At 62.8% G+C, this 13,936-nt stretch carries 19 protein-coding genes and 1 pseudogene; 11 read left to right on the forward strand and 9 right to left on the reverse strand.

Annotated elements, in window-relative coordinates; genetic code table 11:
* Positions 1 to 2: 2 nt before the first annotated feature.
* Positions 3 to 368 carry a hypothetical protein gene (locus AC1DQR_RS01220; protein WP_477132359.1) on the reverse strand — a complete coding sequence of 122 codons (366 nt, stop codon included), beginning with the start codon at positions 366 to 368 and terminating at the stop codon, positions 3 to 5.
* A 249-nt stretch (positions 369 to 617) separates the two neighbouring features.
* Between AC1DQR_RS01220 and AC1DQR_RS01225 the strand changes: the two genes are divergently transcribed.
* Positions 618 to 1,421 carry a MetQ/NlpA family ABC transporter substrate-binding protein gene (locus tag AC1DQR_RS01225; RefSeq protein WP_477132360.1) on the forward strand — a complete coding sequence of 268 codons (804 nt, stop codon included), beginning with the start codon at positions 618 to 620 and terminating at the stop codon, positions 1,419 to 1,421.
* A 28-nt stretch (positions 1,422 to 1,449) separates the two neighbouring features.
* On the opposite strand, the gene AC1DQR_RS01230 is transcribed toward AC1DQR_RS01225, so the two are convergent.
* Together AC1DQR_RS01230 and AC1DQR_RS01235 are read right to left on the reverse strand one after the other, a co-directional pair.
* Complete coding sequence (locus AC1DQR_RS01230; RefSeq protein WP_150985586.1) at positions 1,450 to 2,043, reverse strand: 2-hydroxychromene-2-carboxylate isomerase; 594 nt, start codon at positions 2,041 to 2,043, stop codon at positions 1,450 to 1,452.
* A gap of 73 nt (positions 2,044 to 2,116) precedes the next feature.
* Positions 2,117 to 2,845, reverse strand: a complete 729-nt coding sequence (locus AC1DQR_RS01235; protein WP_150985585.1) for an SDR family oxidoreductase — start codon at positions 2,843 to 2,845, stop codon at positions 2,117 to 2,119.
* 191 nt (positions 2,846 to 3,036) lie between these two features.
* On the opposite strand from AC1DQR_RS01235, the gene AC1DQR_RS01240 reads away from it, so the two are divergent.
* Entirely contained in the window at positions 3,037 to 3,615 is a 579-nt protein-coding gene (locus tag AC1DQR_RS01240; RefSeq protein ID WP_416052424.1) for a TetR/AcrR family transcriptional regulator, read from the forward strand.
* Between the two features lie 55 nt (positions 3,616 to 3,670).
* The gene (locus tag AC1DQR_RS01245; RefSeq protein ID WP_477132361.1) at positions 3,671 to 4,303 is read left to right on the forward strand and encodes an MlaC/ttg2D family ABC transporter substrate-binding protein; all 633 of its coding nucleotides are present in this window, start codon (positions 3,671 to 3,673) and stop codon (positions 4,301 to 4,303) included.
* 79 nt (positions 4,304 to 4,382) lie between these two features.
* Here the strand turns inward: AC1DQR_RS01245 and AC1DQR_RS01250 are convergent, their stop codons facing one another.
* The 3 genes from AC1DQR_RS01250 to AC1DQR_RS01260 form a co-directional block, all read right to left on the reverse strand.
* The gene (locus AC1DQR_RS01250; RefSeq protein WP_477132362.1) at positions 4,383 to 5,168 is read right to left on the reverse strand and encodes a hypothetical protein; all 786 of its coding nucleotides are present in this window, start codon (positions 5,166 to 5,168) and stop codon (positions 4,383 to 4,385) included.
* A 298-nt stretch (positions 5,169 to 5,466) separates the two neighbouring features.
* Positions 5,467 to 5,841 (reverse strand): hypothetical protein, encoded by a 375-nt coding sequence (locus tag AC1DQR_RS01255; protein ID WP_416052427.1) that lies wholly within the window; start codon positions 5,839 to 5,841, stop codon positions 5,467 to 5,469.
* 99 nt (positions 5,842 to 5,940) lie between these two features.
* Complete coding sequence (locus AC1DQR_RS01260; protein WP_416052428.1) at positions 5,941 to 6,099, reverse strand: hypothetical protein; 159 nt, start codon at positions 6,097 to 6,099, stop codon at positions 5,941 to 5,943.
* A gap of 86 nt (positions 6,100 to 6,185) precedes the next feature.
* On the opposite strand from AC1DQR_RS01260, the gene AC1DQR_RS01265 reads away from it, so the two are divergent.
* Positions 6,186 to 6,536, forward strand: coding sequence for a VOC family protein (locus tag AC1DQR_RS01265; RefSeq protein WP_416052429.1), 351 nt, complete (start codon positions 6,186 to 6,188; stop codon positions 6,534 to 6,536).
* Between the two features lie 55 nt (positions 6,537 to 6,591).
* On the opposite strand, the gene AC1DQR_RS01270 is transcribed toward AC1DQR_RS01265, so the two are convergent.
* On the reverse strand, positions 6,592 to 7,239 hold the full coding sequence (locus AC1DQR_RS01270) for a LysE family translocator (protein ID WP_309404295.1): 648 nt from the start codon (positions 7,237 to 7,239) through the stop codon (positions 6,592 to 6,594).
* A gap of 100 nt (positions 7,240 to 7,339) precedes the next feature.
* Here AC1DQR_RS01270 and AC1DQR_RS01275 point away from each other — a divergent pair, with 100 nt between their 5' ends.
* Together AC1DQR_RS01275 and AC1DQR_RS01280 are read left to right on the forward strand one after the other, a co-directional pair.
* A complete protein-coding gene (locus AC1DQR_RS01275; protein ID WP_416052430.1) occupies positions 7,340 to 8,188 on the forward strand; it encodes a LysR substrate-binding domain-containing protein in 849 nt (282 codons plus the stop codon).
* A 533-nt stretch (positions 8,189 to 8,721) separates the two neighbouring features.
* Positions 8,722 to 9,255: a hypothetical protein gene (locus AC1DQR_RS01280; RefSeq protein ID WP_416052431.1), complete on the forward strand. Its 534-nt coding sequence runs from the start codon at positions 8,722 to 8,724 to the stop codon at positions 9,253 to 9,255.
* On the opposite strand, the pseudogene AC1DQR_RS01285 reads toward AC1DQR_RS01280, so the two are convergent.
* Together AC1DQR_RS01285 and AC1DQR_RS01290 are read right to left on the reverse strand one after the other, a co-directional pair.
* Positions 9,252 to 9,569, reverse strand: a pseudogene (locus tag AC1DQR_RS01285) (patatin-like phospholipase family protein); the annotation flags it as partial. The gene AC1DQR_RS01280 and the pseudogene AC1DQR_RS01285 overlap by 4 nt on opposite strands.
* 3 nt (positions 9,570 to 9,572) lie before the next feature.
* The gene (locus AC1DQR_RS01290; protein ID WP_416052432.1) at positions 9,573 to 10,481 is read right to left on the reverse strand and encodes a LysR family transcriptional regulator; all 909 of its coding nucleotides are present in this window, start codon (positions 10,479 to 10,481) and stop codon (positions 9,573 to 9,575) included.
* Positions 10,482 to 10,604: 123 nt separating this feature from the next.
* Here AC1DQR_RS01290 and AC1DQR_RS01295 point away from each other — a divergent pair, with 123 nt between their 5' ends.
* The 5 genes from AC1DQR_RS01295 (at position 10,605) to AC1DQR_RS01315 (ending at position 13,320) form a co-directional block, all read left to right on the forward strand.
* The gene (locus tag AC1DQR_RS01295) at positions 10,605 to 11,486 is read left to right on the forward strand and encodes a pirin family protein (protein ID WP_416052433.1); all 882 of its coding nucleotides are present in this window, start codon (positions 10,605 to 10,607) and stop codon (positions 11,484 to 11,486) included.
* Positions 11,487 to 11,551: 65 nt separating this feature from the next.
* A complete protein-coding gene (ycaC, locus tag AC1DQR_RS01300; protein WP_416052434.1) occupies positions 11,552 to 12,178 on the forward strand; it encodes an isochorismate family cysteine hydrolase YcaC in 627 nt (208 codons plus the stop codon).
* Positions 12,179 to 12,446: 268 nt separating this feature from the next.
* Complete coding sequence (locus AC1DQR_RS01305) at positions 12,447 to 12,668, forward strand: hypothetical protein (protein ID WP_416052435.1); 222 nt, start codon at positions 12,447 to 12,449, stop codon at positions 12,666 to 12,668.
* 103 nt (positions 12,669 to 12,771) lie between these two features.
* Positions 12,772 to 12,984 carry a hypothetical protein gene (locus tag AC1DQR_RS01310; protein ID WP_416052436.1) on the forward strand — a complete coding sequence of 71 codons (213 nt, stop codon included), beginning with the start codon at positions 12,772 to 12,774 and terminating at the stop codon, positions 12,982 to 12,984.
* Entirely contained in the window at positions 12,985 to 13,320 is a 336-nt protein-coding gene (locus AC1DQR_RS01315; RefSeq protein ID WP_416052437.1) for a hypothetical protein, read from the forward strand.
* The last annotated feature ends 616 nt before the right edge of the window (positions 13,321 to 13,936 follow it).

A 13,936-nucleotide genomic window follows, 5' to 3' on the forward strand; every position in this document is an offset into this window, starting at 1 on the left:
GCTCAATCCGCAGCCACAAAGCGCGCCACCAGGGCCGCCACATCGGGCGGGACCGCATCCGCCGCGCACGCCCGCAGATGCAGCGTCTGTCCCGTCGGCAGCGTCATGGCCGCATCCCGCTCGCCAAAACGCAGCGTGCCTTCGGCAAACACGCGCTCCTGGCAATCTCCCTGGCTCATCGACACAAACTGCAACGGCAGCGCTTGCTGCGGGCCATCGCCCGCGGCTATCCACAGCCACTGGTATTTGCGCGAGCGCGGCGCGTCGGCGGGCAAGCCGAGGTGCTTGATTTCCAGCACTGCGCCCGCGGCTGCGGTGAAGGCAAAGAGAATCTGGTAGGGGGGAGAGGCTGCAGGGGGTTGCGTCATGGCTGGCTGGGTATCTGCAGGAAACTGGAGCGTGATTCTACCCGCAGCCGAGCGCGCCAGCGTCGCGCAACCCGCGCATATCGATAGGCGAACACCTTCATTCCCTGCCCATGGGCGCGGCGCTAACATCGCTGCCAAGCGAGCCGGTATCACAAGTGCCGGTCGCGCCTTGATAACAGCGGCCAGCTTGCGCCCCGCCGCGCATCGGCGCGGCGCGCGAAGAGCCGCAACCCTGAGTGTGGAGCCTGCATGCAACGCCGTAGTCTATTCAAATCCATCGCCCTGGCCGCCGCCATGATCGTGTTGCCCGCCGCGCACGCCGCCGACCAGGTGGTGCGTCTTGGCACCATGAGCGGCCCCGACGCGCAGATCTGGGAGGTCGTGCGGACCGTGGCCAAGCGCAGCGGCCTGGAAGTGAAGATCATCGAGTTCAACGACTATGCGCAGCCGAATGCGGCGCTGGATGCCGGGGACCTGGACGCCAACAGCTTCCAGCATCGGCCCTTTCTCGACAGCCAGATCGAGGCGCGGCACTACAAGATCGCCAATGTCGGCCTGACGTACGTGGCGCCAATGGGCTTTTACTCGAAGAAGCTCAAGTCGCTGAAGGCACTGCCGGACGGCGCCAAGGTGGGCATCCAGAACGATCCCTCCAATGGCAACCGCGCGCTGCTGCTGTTGCAAAAAGAAGGCCTGGTCACGCTGCGCGATGGCGCCGGCAAGAACGGCAAGAACGCCACGCCGCTCGATATCAAGGCCAATCCCCGCAAGCTGAAGATCGTGGAGCTGGACTCGGCCATCCTGCCGCGCTCGCTCGATGACCTGACCGTGGCTTCCATCAATACCGACTACGCGGTCAAGGCCGGCCTCAGCCCGGCCAAGGATGCGATTGCCACCGAAGACCTGCGCGGCCCCTATGCCAACCTGATCGCGGTGCGCACGCAGGACAAGGACAAGCCGTGGGTTAAGCCGCTGGTGGCGGCCTACCAGTCGCAGGAAGTGCGCGACTTCCTGGCCACGCAGTTCAAGGGCGCGATCCTGCCGGCGTTCTGACGGCGCGCGCGTTCGAGGATAGCGCCGGCTATGCGGCCAGCGCTTCCTCGACAAACAGCAGGCGGTCATTGCCCCAGAACAATTCGTCGCCGACGAAAAAGCTCGGGACACCGAACACGCCGCGTGCTACCGCGGCCTCGGTGGCCTGTTTCAGCGCGTCCTTTACCGCCGGGTCATCGATCATCCCCAGCACCTGGCGCGCGTCGAACCCGGCGGCGGTGAGCGCGGCGCCAATCTCGGCGGGGTCGTTCAGGTTACGTTGCTGCTCCCACATGGCGGCGAAGATCGTCTCCACATAGCGGTGGAATGCGGCTTCGTCCTGCAACTGGAAACCGATCGCGGCGCGCATCAGCGCCAGCGTATTGACCGGGAAATGCGGATTCTGCTGCAGGTTGGCACCGTACCGGCGCGACCAGCGCGCGGTGTCGGTCTTCGACCAGCGGCCCTTGGCGGGGATCTCCGCGGGGCTGTGGTTGCCGGTGGCCTTGAACACGCCGCCCAGCAGGATGGGCCGCCATACGATCTGCGCGCCGGTGCGCTGTGCCACGCGCGGCAATTCCTTGTAGGCCAGGTAGGAATACGGGCTGCCGAAGTCGAAATAGAATTCCACTTGCTTGCTCATGTCGTCGTCTCCGCTTGTTGTGGTGTTTTGTTGTTGATGGCTTTCATGGTCTTGAGGCTTTGGCCCGCAGGGCTTACCACGGCTCGATCCACGGGCGGATATCCAGCTCGTGCGTCCACGCGTCGCGCGGCTGCTGGTGCAGCATCCAGTAGGTGTCGGCGATGTGTTCCGGGTTGACGATGCCGTCGTCCTGCTTGGTGGCGTAGCGGTCGGGGAAGTTCGAGCGGATGAAATCGGTGTCGATGGCGGCGTCCACCACCAGGTGCGCTACGTGGATATTCTTCGGCCCCAGCTCTCGCGCCATGCTCTGGGCTAGCGCGCGCAGGGCATGCTTGGCGCCCGCAAAGGCGCTCATGCCATCGCGCCCACGCAGGCTGGCGGTAGCGCCGGTGAAGAAAATGGAGCCGTGCCCACGCGGCAGCATCACGCGGGCGGCCTCGCGCCCCATCAGGAAGCCGCCGAAGCAGGCCATCTCCCAGACCTTGAAGTACACGCGGGAGGTGGTTTCCAGCACGGAAAACCGCACATTGGCGCCGATATTGAAGATCGCCACCTCCAGCGGCGCGATCTCGCGCTCGATGCGCTCGATCAGCGCCACCGTCTCGTCCTCCTTGCGGGCATCGCAGGCAAAGCCGTAGGCCTCGCCGCCCTCGGCGCGGATCTGCTCGACCAGCGGCGTGAGCTTGTCGGCGCTGCGGCGCGTCACGCAGGCGATATAGCCCTCGCGGGCAAAACGGCGCGCAATGGCGCCGCCAGTGGCGTCGCCGGCACCTACCACGAGGATGGCTTTCTTGTTGGACATGAATTGTCTCCAGTATTGGAATGATCCGCCGGCCATGGCCGGGCGGGCTTTCTGCGTTCGCGCCCACGCTGGCCGCTTCCATTGGAAGTGGATCCGGCATAAGATAAACGATCGTTTAGTAAACGAACGTTATGGTATGAATGCGGGTCGCGTCAAGCGGCATCTGCCCCAGGACAATCTCAGGAACTGCAATGCGTTATTCCGCAACTCACAAAGCTGCCACCCGCGAGCGGGTGCTGGAGGCCAGCGGCGCGCTGGTCAAGCGCGAGGGCTTTGCGTCGACCGGCGTTGACCAGCTGATGGGCGCCGCCGGCCTCACCGGCGGGGCGTTCTACAGCCATTTCGATTCCAAGCAGGCATTGCTGCGCGAAGTGATCGAGCGCGAGCTGCAGCGCAGCCGGGAGCTGTTGCTGCCTGACGGGGAGGGCGGCGATGGCGCCTGGCTGGCAAGGATGCTGGATTGCTACCTCACCATGGGCCATGTGCGGCATCCGGAGACGGGTTGCCCGTTGCCCAGCCTGGGCGCGGAGATCGCCCGCGCCGATGCGGACACGCGCCAGGCCTGCGAGGACGGCATGGTGGCCATGCAGCTGGAGCTGGCGGTAAGGCTGGGGAGCGGGGAGGCAGCCTGGGGCGTCATGTCCCAGTGCGTCGGGGCGCTGATGCTGGCGCGCACGGTGGCCAACCAGGATGTGGCCAGGGAGATATTGAAGGGGGCACGGACGATGTTGGAGCGTGCTGGCGGTGCCGCGGGTGACTTGCGGGTGTAGCGCAACGCGCTTTGTTTTAACATGCGGGCTGCACATTCAGACAGGACCCCCGCCGATGAGGAACGTCATCCTGATTCCCGTTGTTTCGGCCTTGCTTGCCTTTGGCAGCGTGGCCTGCGCCCAGGTCGATGACAAGTCCAAGCCGCAGGCGCTGATCCAGACCGTGACGCAGCAGTTGTTGCGTGAGGTGCGCACCCGCGCGGTCGCGCCGGGCGATATCCAGCGCATCACGACGATCGTGAACAAGGACATCCTTCCGTACACCGATCTGAACCGCACCACCCAGCTCGCCATGGGCCGTTACTGGCGCACCGCAACGCCGGTGCAGCAGCAACAAGTGGTGGAGCAGTTCAAGCTGCTGCTGATCCACACCTATGCCGGCGCTATCGCGCAACTCCGCCCGGACCAGCAGATCGAGTATCCGCCGTCGCGCATCGAGCCGGCCGAGACGGACGTGGTGGTGCGCACGGTCGCCACCAATATGAAAAGCGGCCAGCCTGTGCAGATCGACTACCGTCTTCACAAGACGCCGGAAGGCTGGCGCGTGTATGACCTGAACGTGCTGGGCGCCTGGCTGGTGCAGACCTATCGGCAGCAATTCAACGACAGGATTCAGCAAAGCGGGGTGGATGGGCTGATCCAGTCACTGACTGAGCGTAATGAGCGGCTTGTGTCTGGCAGGCAGTAGGGGATGCCAAGGGGCCTGCGGGCTGTATGCCTTGGATCCGGAACGACGGTCCGGCTGCTCGCAGCACCCGTCCGCCCAGTCAGGGTAAATCGCCGCATGACCCCGGCGATTCGTCGGCCCGGCACCACCGGCCAGAATCCGGGCACACAGCGGCCCTTGCACCGTTCAGCCAGACTTGCTCGTCATTCCGTTGCGACGAGGTCGAAGGGGCGGTGTCGAAGGCAACCTGAAGTGCGTGCGCAACATGGGTATCTTCGATGGGAAGCTCCCAGGTCAGGAATAGCTGGATGCAATCCTGGTCGGGCGGAAAGTCGGCCGCGTTAAAACTGCCGCTGTGGCGTTGAATCACGCCATGGGGCTGGCAAGTATCGAATATCACCGCCGTACCCCGGGACAGGGGAATTCGAAGACCCAGCGAGGGAAAATGCAAGTCCTGGTCCCTGTCTTCGCTCAGGAAGAGATTGCAAAAGGCCGCACCGCCATACTGCGCACCATCATGGTGGTACCTCGCGCCGCGGCAGGCCATGAGGGCGACGTCGCTGCCGGCAAGCACCCCGGGCAGTCCAAGCGCGCACGCCCAATCGGACGCCGCCTGCACGCAGTGCACGTAGTCCGGCCAGCGCGCCCGCGCTCGTGCCAAAGGCATTGCCTCGACATCCCCGGGTTCCAGGACCAGCCGGGACGATATCTCCCGTGCCCAATCTGCAAGCAGACGTGTAGGGGGTACGGGCACGTCGACCGTGCCGGATAGCACGATGTCACTGACGCATCGACTGCGGATGGCATCGCCACTCCAGAAAAAGGAAGTGAGGAGGTCTTGTGCTCGATGCGGTTGAAGGTGGTGGTTCATCTGTACCCGTGTCATGCGGCTGTCTCGATACTCTAGCGGATCGTAGCGCGTCGGCCGCTGTTGGCCACTGATGTGTACCCTGGCGATAAGAACACGGGTCACGTCATCCGCTTGTGTGCCTTGCCATTTTCCTTGTCGTGCAAGTACGGGGCTTGTGCACACTGCTGCGTTGTGAGGTGCGTGACCGGAAGGGCCGAACTTCGGGCCTTGCTCTGGCTCTATTGGCCGGGCGAAATGGGGCGAGAACGCGCCGGTTGGGACGGCTGTAAGCGGTTCCAGCTCGTTCGCCACTCGTGACTTCTCCGGCCCGGGGCTAGCCGATTACATGGCCATCGGCGTCATAAACCTCGCAATCGTCGCCTTGTACTTTCGCGTTGAGCCTCTGCGCCAACTGCCACATCTTGCCTAGAATCTCGCCATCCGGATTCTTGACTACCACGTTGCCCTGCTGGAAATCGAGCCAAGCCATGTTTCCACCATTGCCGTTTCCCGAATAGGTGCTCCAAACAGCCAACCCATCGCCCTCTACCCGCAAGGTGCTCCCATCTTTGAGGGCCACACTCGCGTTGCCATCCAGGCGCATATCCGGATCGGCCTGAACCAGGTCCTGCCACTCCTCAATATCAATATCGGAGCCCCTCTCGTCAAACCAATTTGACTTGCGGGTGATGTAAACGTCGTAACCCATAATGCAGCCTCAATTTCCGCAGTCTTCAGTGGTCGCATTATCAATGATCTGGCGAGTTCGGTCGAGGTTGCCGCCAGGCAGAGAGAGACAACAGAGCAGTCAAGCGCCCTGCGGCTCGCCCAGGGCTTTGTCAATCGCAATACCGATCGTGACGTCAACTTTCCGGATGGCGGCCCGGTGCACGCCTACGGCCTGAACATGCAGGACGTCTCCATTCAGCCAGAAACAGCTGCCCAAAAATGCCAAGCTCACCAGCATGCACGCCTGCTGCCGGGCGAGGGGACGGTCGAAGCCGTATGGTAGTGTCCCGCTATATTTCCCTCCACACGCCTATCGAGGTCGCAATGAAAGTCAAACGCATCGTTGCAAATATCAGCACGCAAGCCGTAGGCGACGCGAAGGACTTCTACGGGAGAGTATTTGGCCTCGACCTGCTGATGGATCATGGCTGGATTGCCACGTACGGGTCGTCGGAAAGGATGGAGGCGCAGATTAGTTTCGCTTCGCAAGGCGGATCGGACACGCCAACGCCGGATCTATCGATCGAAGTGGACGACATTGCCGCTGCACTTGAGCGCGTGAAGGCGGCAGGGATTCCCATCGAGTACGGGCCGGTCGACGAACCATGGGGCGTACGGCGCTTCTATGTTCGCGATCCATTTGGCAAACTGATCAATGTGCTCGCTCACGCCTGACGCGGAGGTCTGCTACGGGGGCGGGTGCGCTGGCAATGGCAGGCAACCGCCAAAGTCAGCCAATTCCCGCCAGCCTTCGGGCGTCGAGCATCATGTTCGCGCCCAGCACAAGCAGAACCGCGCCCATGGCCCAGCGCTGGGCCAGCAGGAGTCCCGGCCGGCGGGACAGGAGGGTTGCCATGCTGCCAGAGCAGATTGCCACGGCGCCGTTGACGGTGGCGAACGCGATAATCAACGAGGACCCGAGCACGAGCGATTGCTCGAGGACGTTGCCGTTCCGATAGTTGATGAACTGCGGCAGAACTGACAGGAAGGTCATCGCCAGCTTGGGATTCAACAGGCTGGTGGTGGCGCCCATCGCGAACAGCCGTCGGGGGCGTTCGTGGGGCAGGTCGCGGACTTCCAGCGGGGAGCGGCCACCAGGCTTCACGGCCTGCCACGCCAGATAGAACAGGTAGGCAGCGCCCACCGTGCCCAGGATGCTGCTGGCGTAGGGCACGCTCAGGAAAAATGCCGTGATGCCAAACGCCGCGCCAAACATATAGAAAAGGTATCCGAGCATGACGCCAGCCAGGGACACAAGCCCGGCCTTGCGTCCTTGCGCAATGGAGCGTGACATCACGTAGACCATGTTCGGGCCCGGCGTCACGGCTAGCATGCCCCCAACCGCTAAAAATCCGTAGATCGATTCCGTACCGTGCATTTTCGGGGTTCCCCAGTGGACATCGACTGCAGTATCCACTTGGTGAGTGGCCAAGTAAAACGGGTTAAACTGAGGTTTTTGTTCAGATTTTCTGATTAATATGAAAAAGCTCGATCTGGACGTCATTGAGATGGTGGTGGCGGTTGCCGACACCGGCTCGTTTGCGCGGGGGGCGGAGACCGTACACCGGTCCGCGTCGGCGGTGAGCATGCAGATCAAGGCGCTTGAGGAGTCGCTCGGGAAGCCGTTGTTTGTGCGGACCACGCGGCACGTGACGATTACCGCCGAGGGAAAGACGCTGCTGGACTATGGCCGTCGCATGCTCGCGATGCGGGAGGAGGCGTGGGCGTCGATCGTGCGCCCGGAGATGAAGGGGCGCGTCACCATCGGCGTGCCTGACGACTACGCATCATCGTTGCTGCCGTCGGTCCTCAGACAGTTCGCGGTGGCGCACCCGCGTGTGGAAATCCGGGTGATCGGCATGCCTAGCAGTGCGCTCGTGCCATTGCTCAAGGACAACACGCTCGACCTGGCCTGCCTGACCAAAGCCAAGGGCATCGCCGGCGAATTCATCCGGTTCGAGCCGATGGTCTGGGTCGGGTCGGCCGTAAGGAAAGTGTGGAACGAGCGCCCGCTGCCCATCGCCGTTTTCGCCCATGGCAGCACGGCGCGCGCCAATGCCATCAGCGCGCTGCAGCGGGAGAACATCAAATACCGCATGTCCTACGAAAGCCCGAGCCTGCTGGGCCTTGTCAGCATGGTCGAAGCGGGGCTTGCGGTGGCCCCCCTGGCGAGATGCAGCGTACCGGGGCATCTTGTTCAGCTATCCCAGAGCGATGGCTTGCCGCCACTGGCCGAACTCGAAATCGTCCTCGCCCGCAGTTCCCGGTCCGCTCGACCTCCCTGCGATTATCTTGCCGAGCAGATCCTGGTTGAATTGAGAACCTGAGGAAGACCTGAGCGATCACGCATGGTGAAGCGTCCATCGACGCATGGAGAGGGGCAGGTCAGTCTGTGGCGGGTGTCAACGGCGGCAGCTTCCACGTGCCATTCATCGCCGCCTCGCTTGGCCCGCAGGCTTGGCCATGGTGCTGCAGTTTTGTGTTGTAGTTCTCGATCATCGGGAATGCATAGATATAGGCATCCCTCGCGATGGCACGGGTTTCGTCCTGCAGTTCTCGCCGTGTGAATTAAGCCTTGTGGCGAGCGCGATATCCGGAATGGGTGAGTCAGGCGGCACTTTCGGCTGATTTCACTTTCTACCCCGTCCGATATGAAATCTTTCAACAGGCATGCCGCGCGGCGCCATTGCGCGCTATGTTCAACTCCGAAGTACCGCTGCGTGCCGCGTGCCGCGTGCCGCGTGCCCCGGTGGCCTCCGAGTTATTTCGCATCCACGCTTTTTCACTTGTCAGGACAGCCATGCCAAATCGTCGGTTGATTTCCCGTTCCCTGCACGCGCAGAGCCTCCTTGGCGCGGCCATGCTTTTCGCACCGCTCGTCCACGCCGCGCCGCCGGGCTCCGTCGGCATGGCAGAGGAAACCGTGATCTCCGGGCGCATCGTCTCGATCGACCCGGAATCGAAGGCGGTGCTGGTGCAAGGCCCGCGCGGCAATGTCGCCGAGTTGATCGGCGGCGACGAAGTCAAGAATTTCAAGCAGATCAAGAAGGGCGACATGGTCACGCTGACCCGCGCGGCGGCCGTGGTCACCACGCTGGAGCCGGTCGATAGCAAGGACACGCCGCTGGCGGAGTCGGTGGAGCGCACCGCGCGCGCTGGCGAGGGCGACAAGCCTGGCTTTGCGCGCGAGATCACAACCACGGTGACGGCGGAGATCACAAAGGTCGATGCGAAGAACCGTACCGTGACCTTCCGTGGTCCGCGCGAGACGCTGCGCACGGTGAAAGTCCAGGACCCCAACATCGACCTGGGCAAGCTCAAGGCGGGCCGCCTGGCCAAGCTCGTCTATCGCGAGGTCATCTCGATTGTGGTGACGTCGGCGCCGAAGTCGTAAGGCGCGCTGACAAGCCGGCTGGTCTGGCCGACTTGCGCATCGGTGCGCCACTCGGCGCCGAGCGAATTGATCCACATGCGGCGGTAGCTGGCGTTCAGGTTGAAAAAGGCATCCCCGCGAAAATCCGTGCTCAGCCCCAGTCCGAAGCGCAGGTAGTTGGGGTCGTAGGACTTCTCGATCGCGTCGACCGAGAGAACGCGCTTGCCCGGCTCCTCGAGAAAACGGTAGTTGACGTGCTCGAAGTCGCCGGTGCCGAACAGGCGGCGCATGTCCTGGTCAAGCTGATCCTGATGGATTGGCTCGCCGGGCTTAGTTGCCTACGCCTCCACAAGCGCCTCGAAGCGCAGGGCAAGAAAGTCGATCAGAGCACGCACCGCAGGCAGCAGGCCCCGGCGCGAAGGGTACACGGCATGAATGACGCCGCCCTTTGGCCGCCACTCTGGCACCAGCATGACCAGCTGGCCTTGTTTCAACTCGTCCTCCACCACCATGCTCGGCAGCGCCACCGCGCCCACCCCGGCCAGTGCGGCCAGGCGCAGGGCCAGCATGTCGTCGGTGACCAGCCGCGGGCTATGGCGGATTTCCACGCTGGCGCCCTCCGGCCCCTGCAGCCGCCAGCTATGCGTGGGCTGCGGCGGGCCCCAGTCCAGCGTGGGCAGCTCGGCCACGTCGGCCGGCACGGCGGGCATGGTGCGGCCCGCCAGCAGCGCGGGGCTGGCCAGCAGGCACCACGCGCGGGTGGCCAGCGTGCGCATCACCAGGTCGCTGTCGCTCAGAGGCGGCACCCGCACCCGGATCGCCACGTCGATGCGCTCGGCAATCACGTCCACGCGGCGGTTGGTCGCCTCGAGATGCACGATGACCTTTGGGTAGGCCGCCATGAATTCAGCGATCATGGCGCCGATCCGAGCGTGCAGCAGCGCCACCGGGCAGGTCACCCGCACGATGCCCTGGGGCTCCGAGTGCGTCAGGTCGATGGCCTGCTGCGCGGCATCGGCCTCCACCAGCATGGCCTTGCAGTGCGTGTAGTAGCTCTGCCCGATCTCGGTCACGGAGAAATGCCGCGTCGAGCGCTGGATAAGGCGCGTGCCCAGGCGTTCTTCGAGTTCGCCCACGCGGCGGCTCAGCTTGGACTTAGGGATGCCCAACGCACGGCTTGCCGGCGCAAAGCCCTGATGGTCCACCACCTGGGCAAAGTAGAAAAGGTCGTTGAGGTCGGGATGCATCGGGTCATCGTCCTATCAATAGGACACTGAGGATAGCGCATGGAGGCTACCGGCGTTCCTGCCGCAGGCCTAAGCTGGTCTTCGTCAGGGGCAAAGCCAGCCCGCCACCGTTCAGGAGTTCCCATGAAGAAGATCAGCGGCACCTACCGTGCCCCGCATGCCCATTGGGTGGGCGACGGCTTTCCCGTGCGCACGCTGTTCTCGCAGCAAAGCCTTGGCAGTCACCTGAGCCCCTTCCTGATGCTCGACCATGCGGGCCCGGCTGAGTTCTCGCCTGCCGCCCGGCGGCGCGGCGTGGGCGAGCATCCGCACTGCGGCTTCGAGACGGTGACCATCGTCTACCAGGGCGAGTTGGAGCATCGCGATTCCACGGGGCAGGGCGGGCGCATCGGCCCCGGCGACGTGCAATGGATGACGGCAGCGTCCGGCATCCTGCATGAGGAGTTCCACTCGGAGGCCTTCACCCGCACCGGCGGCACGCTGGAAATGGTGCAGTTGTGGGTGAACCTGCGCGCCAGCGACAAGATGGCCGCGCCCGGCTACCAGACCATCGTGTCGGCGCAGATCCCGTCGGTGCAGTTGCCCGGCGGCGCCGGCCAGGTGCGCGTGATTGCGGGCGAGTATCGGGGCACAGGCGAAAGCGCACGCGGGCCGGCACACACCTTCACGCCAATGGACGTATGGGACGTACAACTGCGCCACGGCGCGGACGTGGACCTGCCTGCTCCCGAGGGGCGCACCGTGGCACTGGTGGTGCTGCGCGGCAATGTGCTGGTCAACGGCAGCGAGGCCGCCCAAGCCGGGCAGATGGTGCTGCTCGATCGCGCGGGCGCCGGATTCGCGCTGGCGGCCACAAGCGACGCGCTAGTGCTGGTGCTGCATGGCGACGCCATCGACGAGCCGGTGGCGACCTACGGGCCGTTCGTGATGAACACCGAGGAAGAGATCAAGCAAGCGCTGCTGGATTTTCGCAGCGGCCGCTTCGGGCAGATCGAAGCGGCGTAGTCAGCGTCGGACGCTAACCCGTTCGACGTCAATCGCAAATCGTGAGTCAATGAAAGGAGATTCTCATGGCAACCCCCTACAAGCGCCTGGACAAGAGCCAGGCCGCCGTCCTCCTGGTCGATCACCAGGCCGGCCTGCTATCGCTGGTCCGCGATATCGAGCCGGACAAGTTCAAGAACAATGTGCTCGCGCTGGCGGATCTGGCCAAGTATTTCAACCTACCCACCGTCCTCACCACCAGCTTCGAAGATGGCCCGAACGGGCCGCTGGTGCAGGAGCTCAAGCAGACCTTTCCCGATGCACCCTACATTGCGCGCCCCGGCCAGATCAATGCCTGGGACAACGAGGATTTCACCAAGGCGGTCAAGGCCACCGGGCGCAAGCAGTTGATCATCGCGGGCGTGGTGACCGAAGTCTGCGTGGCTTTCCCGGCATTGTCGGCGATGGCCGAAGGCTACGAAGTATTTGTGGTCACGGATGCATCGGGCACCTTCAACGAGATCACCCGCAACGCCGCATGGGCCCGCATGGAGCAATCCGGGGCGCAGATGCTGAGCTGGTTCGGCGTGGCCTGCGAACTGCACCGCGACTGGCGCAACGATATCGAAGGGTTAGGCACGCTGTTCGCCAATCACATTCCCGACTATCGCAACCTGATGGCGAGCTATAGCACGGTGAAGGCTGGCAAGTAGCGTTGGACATACAGCCCCGCCCAAAAGGGCGAACCGGGTCGGGGCTGGGACGGGCCCCGCTTCTTGGTCCATGGCGCACGCATCTGCTGCTCACATTGCGCTACACAATGCAAAATTCTTGTTAAAAGTGGTGCGATTTCGGACTTGTCCGATGTGAATGGCGAACATTCTTCGGTGGCCTGACCCGCTACCCCGTGTTTGCGTTGGTTGACGTGTTGTCGCTCGCGGGCCCCTCACCTTTATCATTGCCGCGCACTGCGGCCCAGACATGGCAAACGAATCGACCGGCAAGGGCGGTCAGCAATCCTATTTCCTCGAGGTGCCCGGTGCGGCCAGTGCGGCCGAGCTGTCGGCGGAGTCAGGGATTCTGGTAAACAAGCCAACATCAAGGCGCCGCCTGGATACGAGCTTGCACACCGTCCCTGGTTCGAGAATGATGCTGGTCTGCAAAAATGCCAAGCTCCAGTTCTCCTGGTACGGGAGAGCTTAGTCTGCCGAAACCGGGCGCACTTCCGTAGGTGAGGAGCGATGTCTAAAGCGCGCGTAATTGGAACATCAATAGATGCTATCCGTGCTGCTGAGGCTGAATTGGGATGCACGCTACCCAGATCTTTCTCGGATTGGCTCTGAGTGAACAATGGGAGATCTTTGGTTCCACGACGCACATGCTCGTGCCGCTGGCGCGGCCGGACGAAATGCTGGTCGAAGCCGCGTTCCTGGCCACCGGGACCGACGGGCGGTTTATGCAGGTGCCAGCCAAGACCCGCCACGCCCGTCAACGGTATGTCGAAAATGGAGAGAATTGAATGATGGCAAAAGATTATTCGGTCTGGGACATTGATGAGTTGGTGGCGGCGTACGCCAACGTCCCTGACCTAGTCGAGACCGTGAGAGCGGGTATGGAGGCGTTGTTCAAGTTTATGGAGACCGAGGGTTTGCTTACATGTCGTGTCACCGACGAGCAAGGTCAGGTGGTTAAACGGCAGATCATGGCAAGCCAGATAACAGAGGAAGGCAACCGACTCAGCAGTGGCCCCAAAAATCCCGTGCATAGATGGTTAGGTTCCAAGGGGGGACAGAAGAACCCGCCGGATCTGAAGATGCTGGAGAAGGCGCTGGCAGAAATCCGGGCTGGAAACTAAGAAAGACAAGGCGCGAGCAGGCTTCATTGGCACGTCAAAGGCCCCTGAACCAAGAACTGAGAATCCCATGTAACCAGTTCGCGTTGTTCGATGCCGAATTCGGCCAGTGGCACTTTGTGCCACGCGCTGCGATAGGCGAGCTTATGGAGGGAGTTACCTGCTTGGCCGATGGCTAGGGAAAATGGCGTTACCACGTCTAGCGTGCATGGCATTCGATCCGTATCGCGAATAGACCAGCCCATTGAGGGCCCAAAACGCCTCTGGTCACGAGCCTGGAGGAGAGCAGTGAAGCCAGCATCACTGACACCTGCCCGTGGAACGTGATGCGGCGATTCTTTTGCCTGCCTGCCTGCCGATGTGATCGCGTCCGACAACCCAGCAGTCGCCGACGCATCGAGTCGGAAGGCAGTATCTGGATTTGTCGCGATGACGCAGCCGGCCGTCTGCGATTCCCCCGGTCTCGCCTACAAATCTCGTCTTGACATCCTTACTTACGATATATATCTTAAGATATGTTTTTCGATACGTAGGAGCTGCGACGATGCGTCACCACCCCCTTCTGGGCAGGCTTAGCCATCACATGCTTGCCCATCTGTCTTCCCACTTTTCGTCCCAT

Source organism: Cupriavidus sp. 05L411 (assembly GCF_056398045.1).

Coding starts and splice junctions, on each gene's coding strand:
- AC1DQR_RS01220 (WP_477132359.1), bottom strand. CDS start 368: ATGACGCAACCCCCTGCAGCCTCTCCCCCCTACCAGATTCTCTTTGCC.
- AC1DQR_RS01225 (WP_477132360.1), top strand. CDS start 618: ATGCAACGCCGTAGTCTATTCAAATCCATCGCCCTGGCCGCCGCCATG.
- AC1DQR_RS01230 (WP_150985586.1), bottom strand. CDS start 2,043: ATGAGCAAGCAAGTGGAATTCTATTTCGACTTCGGCAGCCCGTATTCC.
- AC1DQR_RS01235 (WP_150985585.1), bottom strand. CDS start 2,845: ATGTCCAACAAGAAAGCCATCCTCGTGGTAGGTGCCGGCGACGCCACT.
- AC1DQR_RS01240 (WP_416052424.1), top strand. CDS start 3,037: ATGCGTTATTCCGCAACTCACAAAGCTGCCACCCGCGAGCGGGTGCTG.
- AC1DQR_RS01245 (WP_477132361.1), top strand. CDS start 3,671: ATGAGGAACGTCATCCTGATTCCCGTTGTTTCGGCCTTGCTTGCCTTT.
- AC1DQR_RS01250 (WP_477132362.1), bottom strand. CDS start 5,168: ATGACACGGGTACAGATGAACCACCACCTTCAACCGCATCGAGCACAA.
- AC1DQR_RS01255 (WP_416052427.1), bottom strand. CDS start 5,841: ATGGGTTACGACGTTTACATCACCCGCAAGTCAAATTGGTTTGACGAG.
- AC1DQR_RS01260 (WP_416052428.1), bottom strand. CDS start 6,099: ATGCTGGTGAGCTTGGCATTTTTGGGCAGCTGTTTCTGGCTGAATGGA.
- AC1DQR_RS01265 (WP_416052429.1), top strand. CDS start 6,186: ATGAAAGTCAAACGCATCGTTGCAAATATCAGCACGCAAGCCGTAGGC.
- AC1DQR_RS01270 (WP_309404295.1), bottom strand. CDS start 7,239: ATGCACGGTACGGAATCGATCTACGGATTTTTAGCGGTTGGGGGCATG.
- AC1DQR_RS01275 (WP_416052430.1), top strand. CDS start 7,340: ATGAAAAAGCTCGATCTGGACGTCATTGAGATGGTGGTGGCGGTTGCC.
- AC1DQR_RS01280 (WP_416052431.1), top strand. CDS start 8,722: ATGCTTTTCGCACCGCTCGTCCACGCCGCGCCGCCGGGCTCCGTCGGC.
- AC1DQR_RS01290 (WP_416052432.1), bottom strand. CDS start 10,481: ATGCATCCCGACCTCAACGACCTTTTCTACTTTGCCCAGGTGGTGGAC.
- AC1DQR_RS01295 (WP_416052433.1), top strand. CDS start 10,605: ATGAAGAAGATCAGCGGCACCTACCGTGCCCCGCATGCCCATTGGGTG.
- ycaC (WP_416052434.1), top strand. CDS start 11,552: ATGGCAACCCCCTACAAGCGCCTGGACAAGAGCCAGGCCGCCGTCCTC.
- AC1DQR_RS01305 (WP_416052435.1), top strand. CDS start 12,447: ATGGCAAACGAATCGACCGGCAAGGGCGGTCAGCAATCCTATTTCCTC.
- AC1DQR_RS01310 (WP_416052436.1), top strand. CDS start 12,772: ATGCACGCTACCCAGATCTTTCTCGGATTGGCTCTGAGTGAACAATGG.
- AC1DQR_RS01315 (WP_416052437.1), top strand. CDS start 12,985: ATGATGGCAAAAGATTATTCGGTCTGGGACATTGATGAGTTGGTGGCG.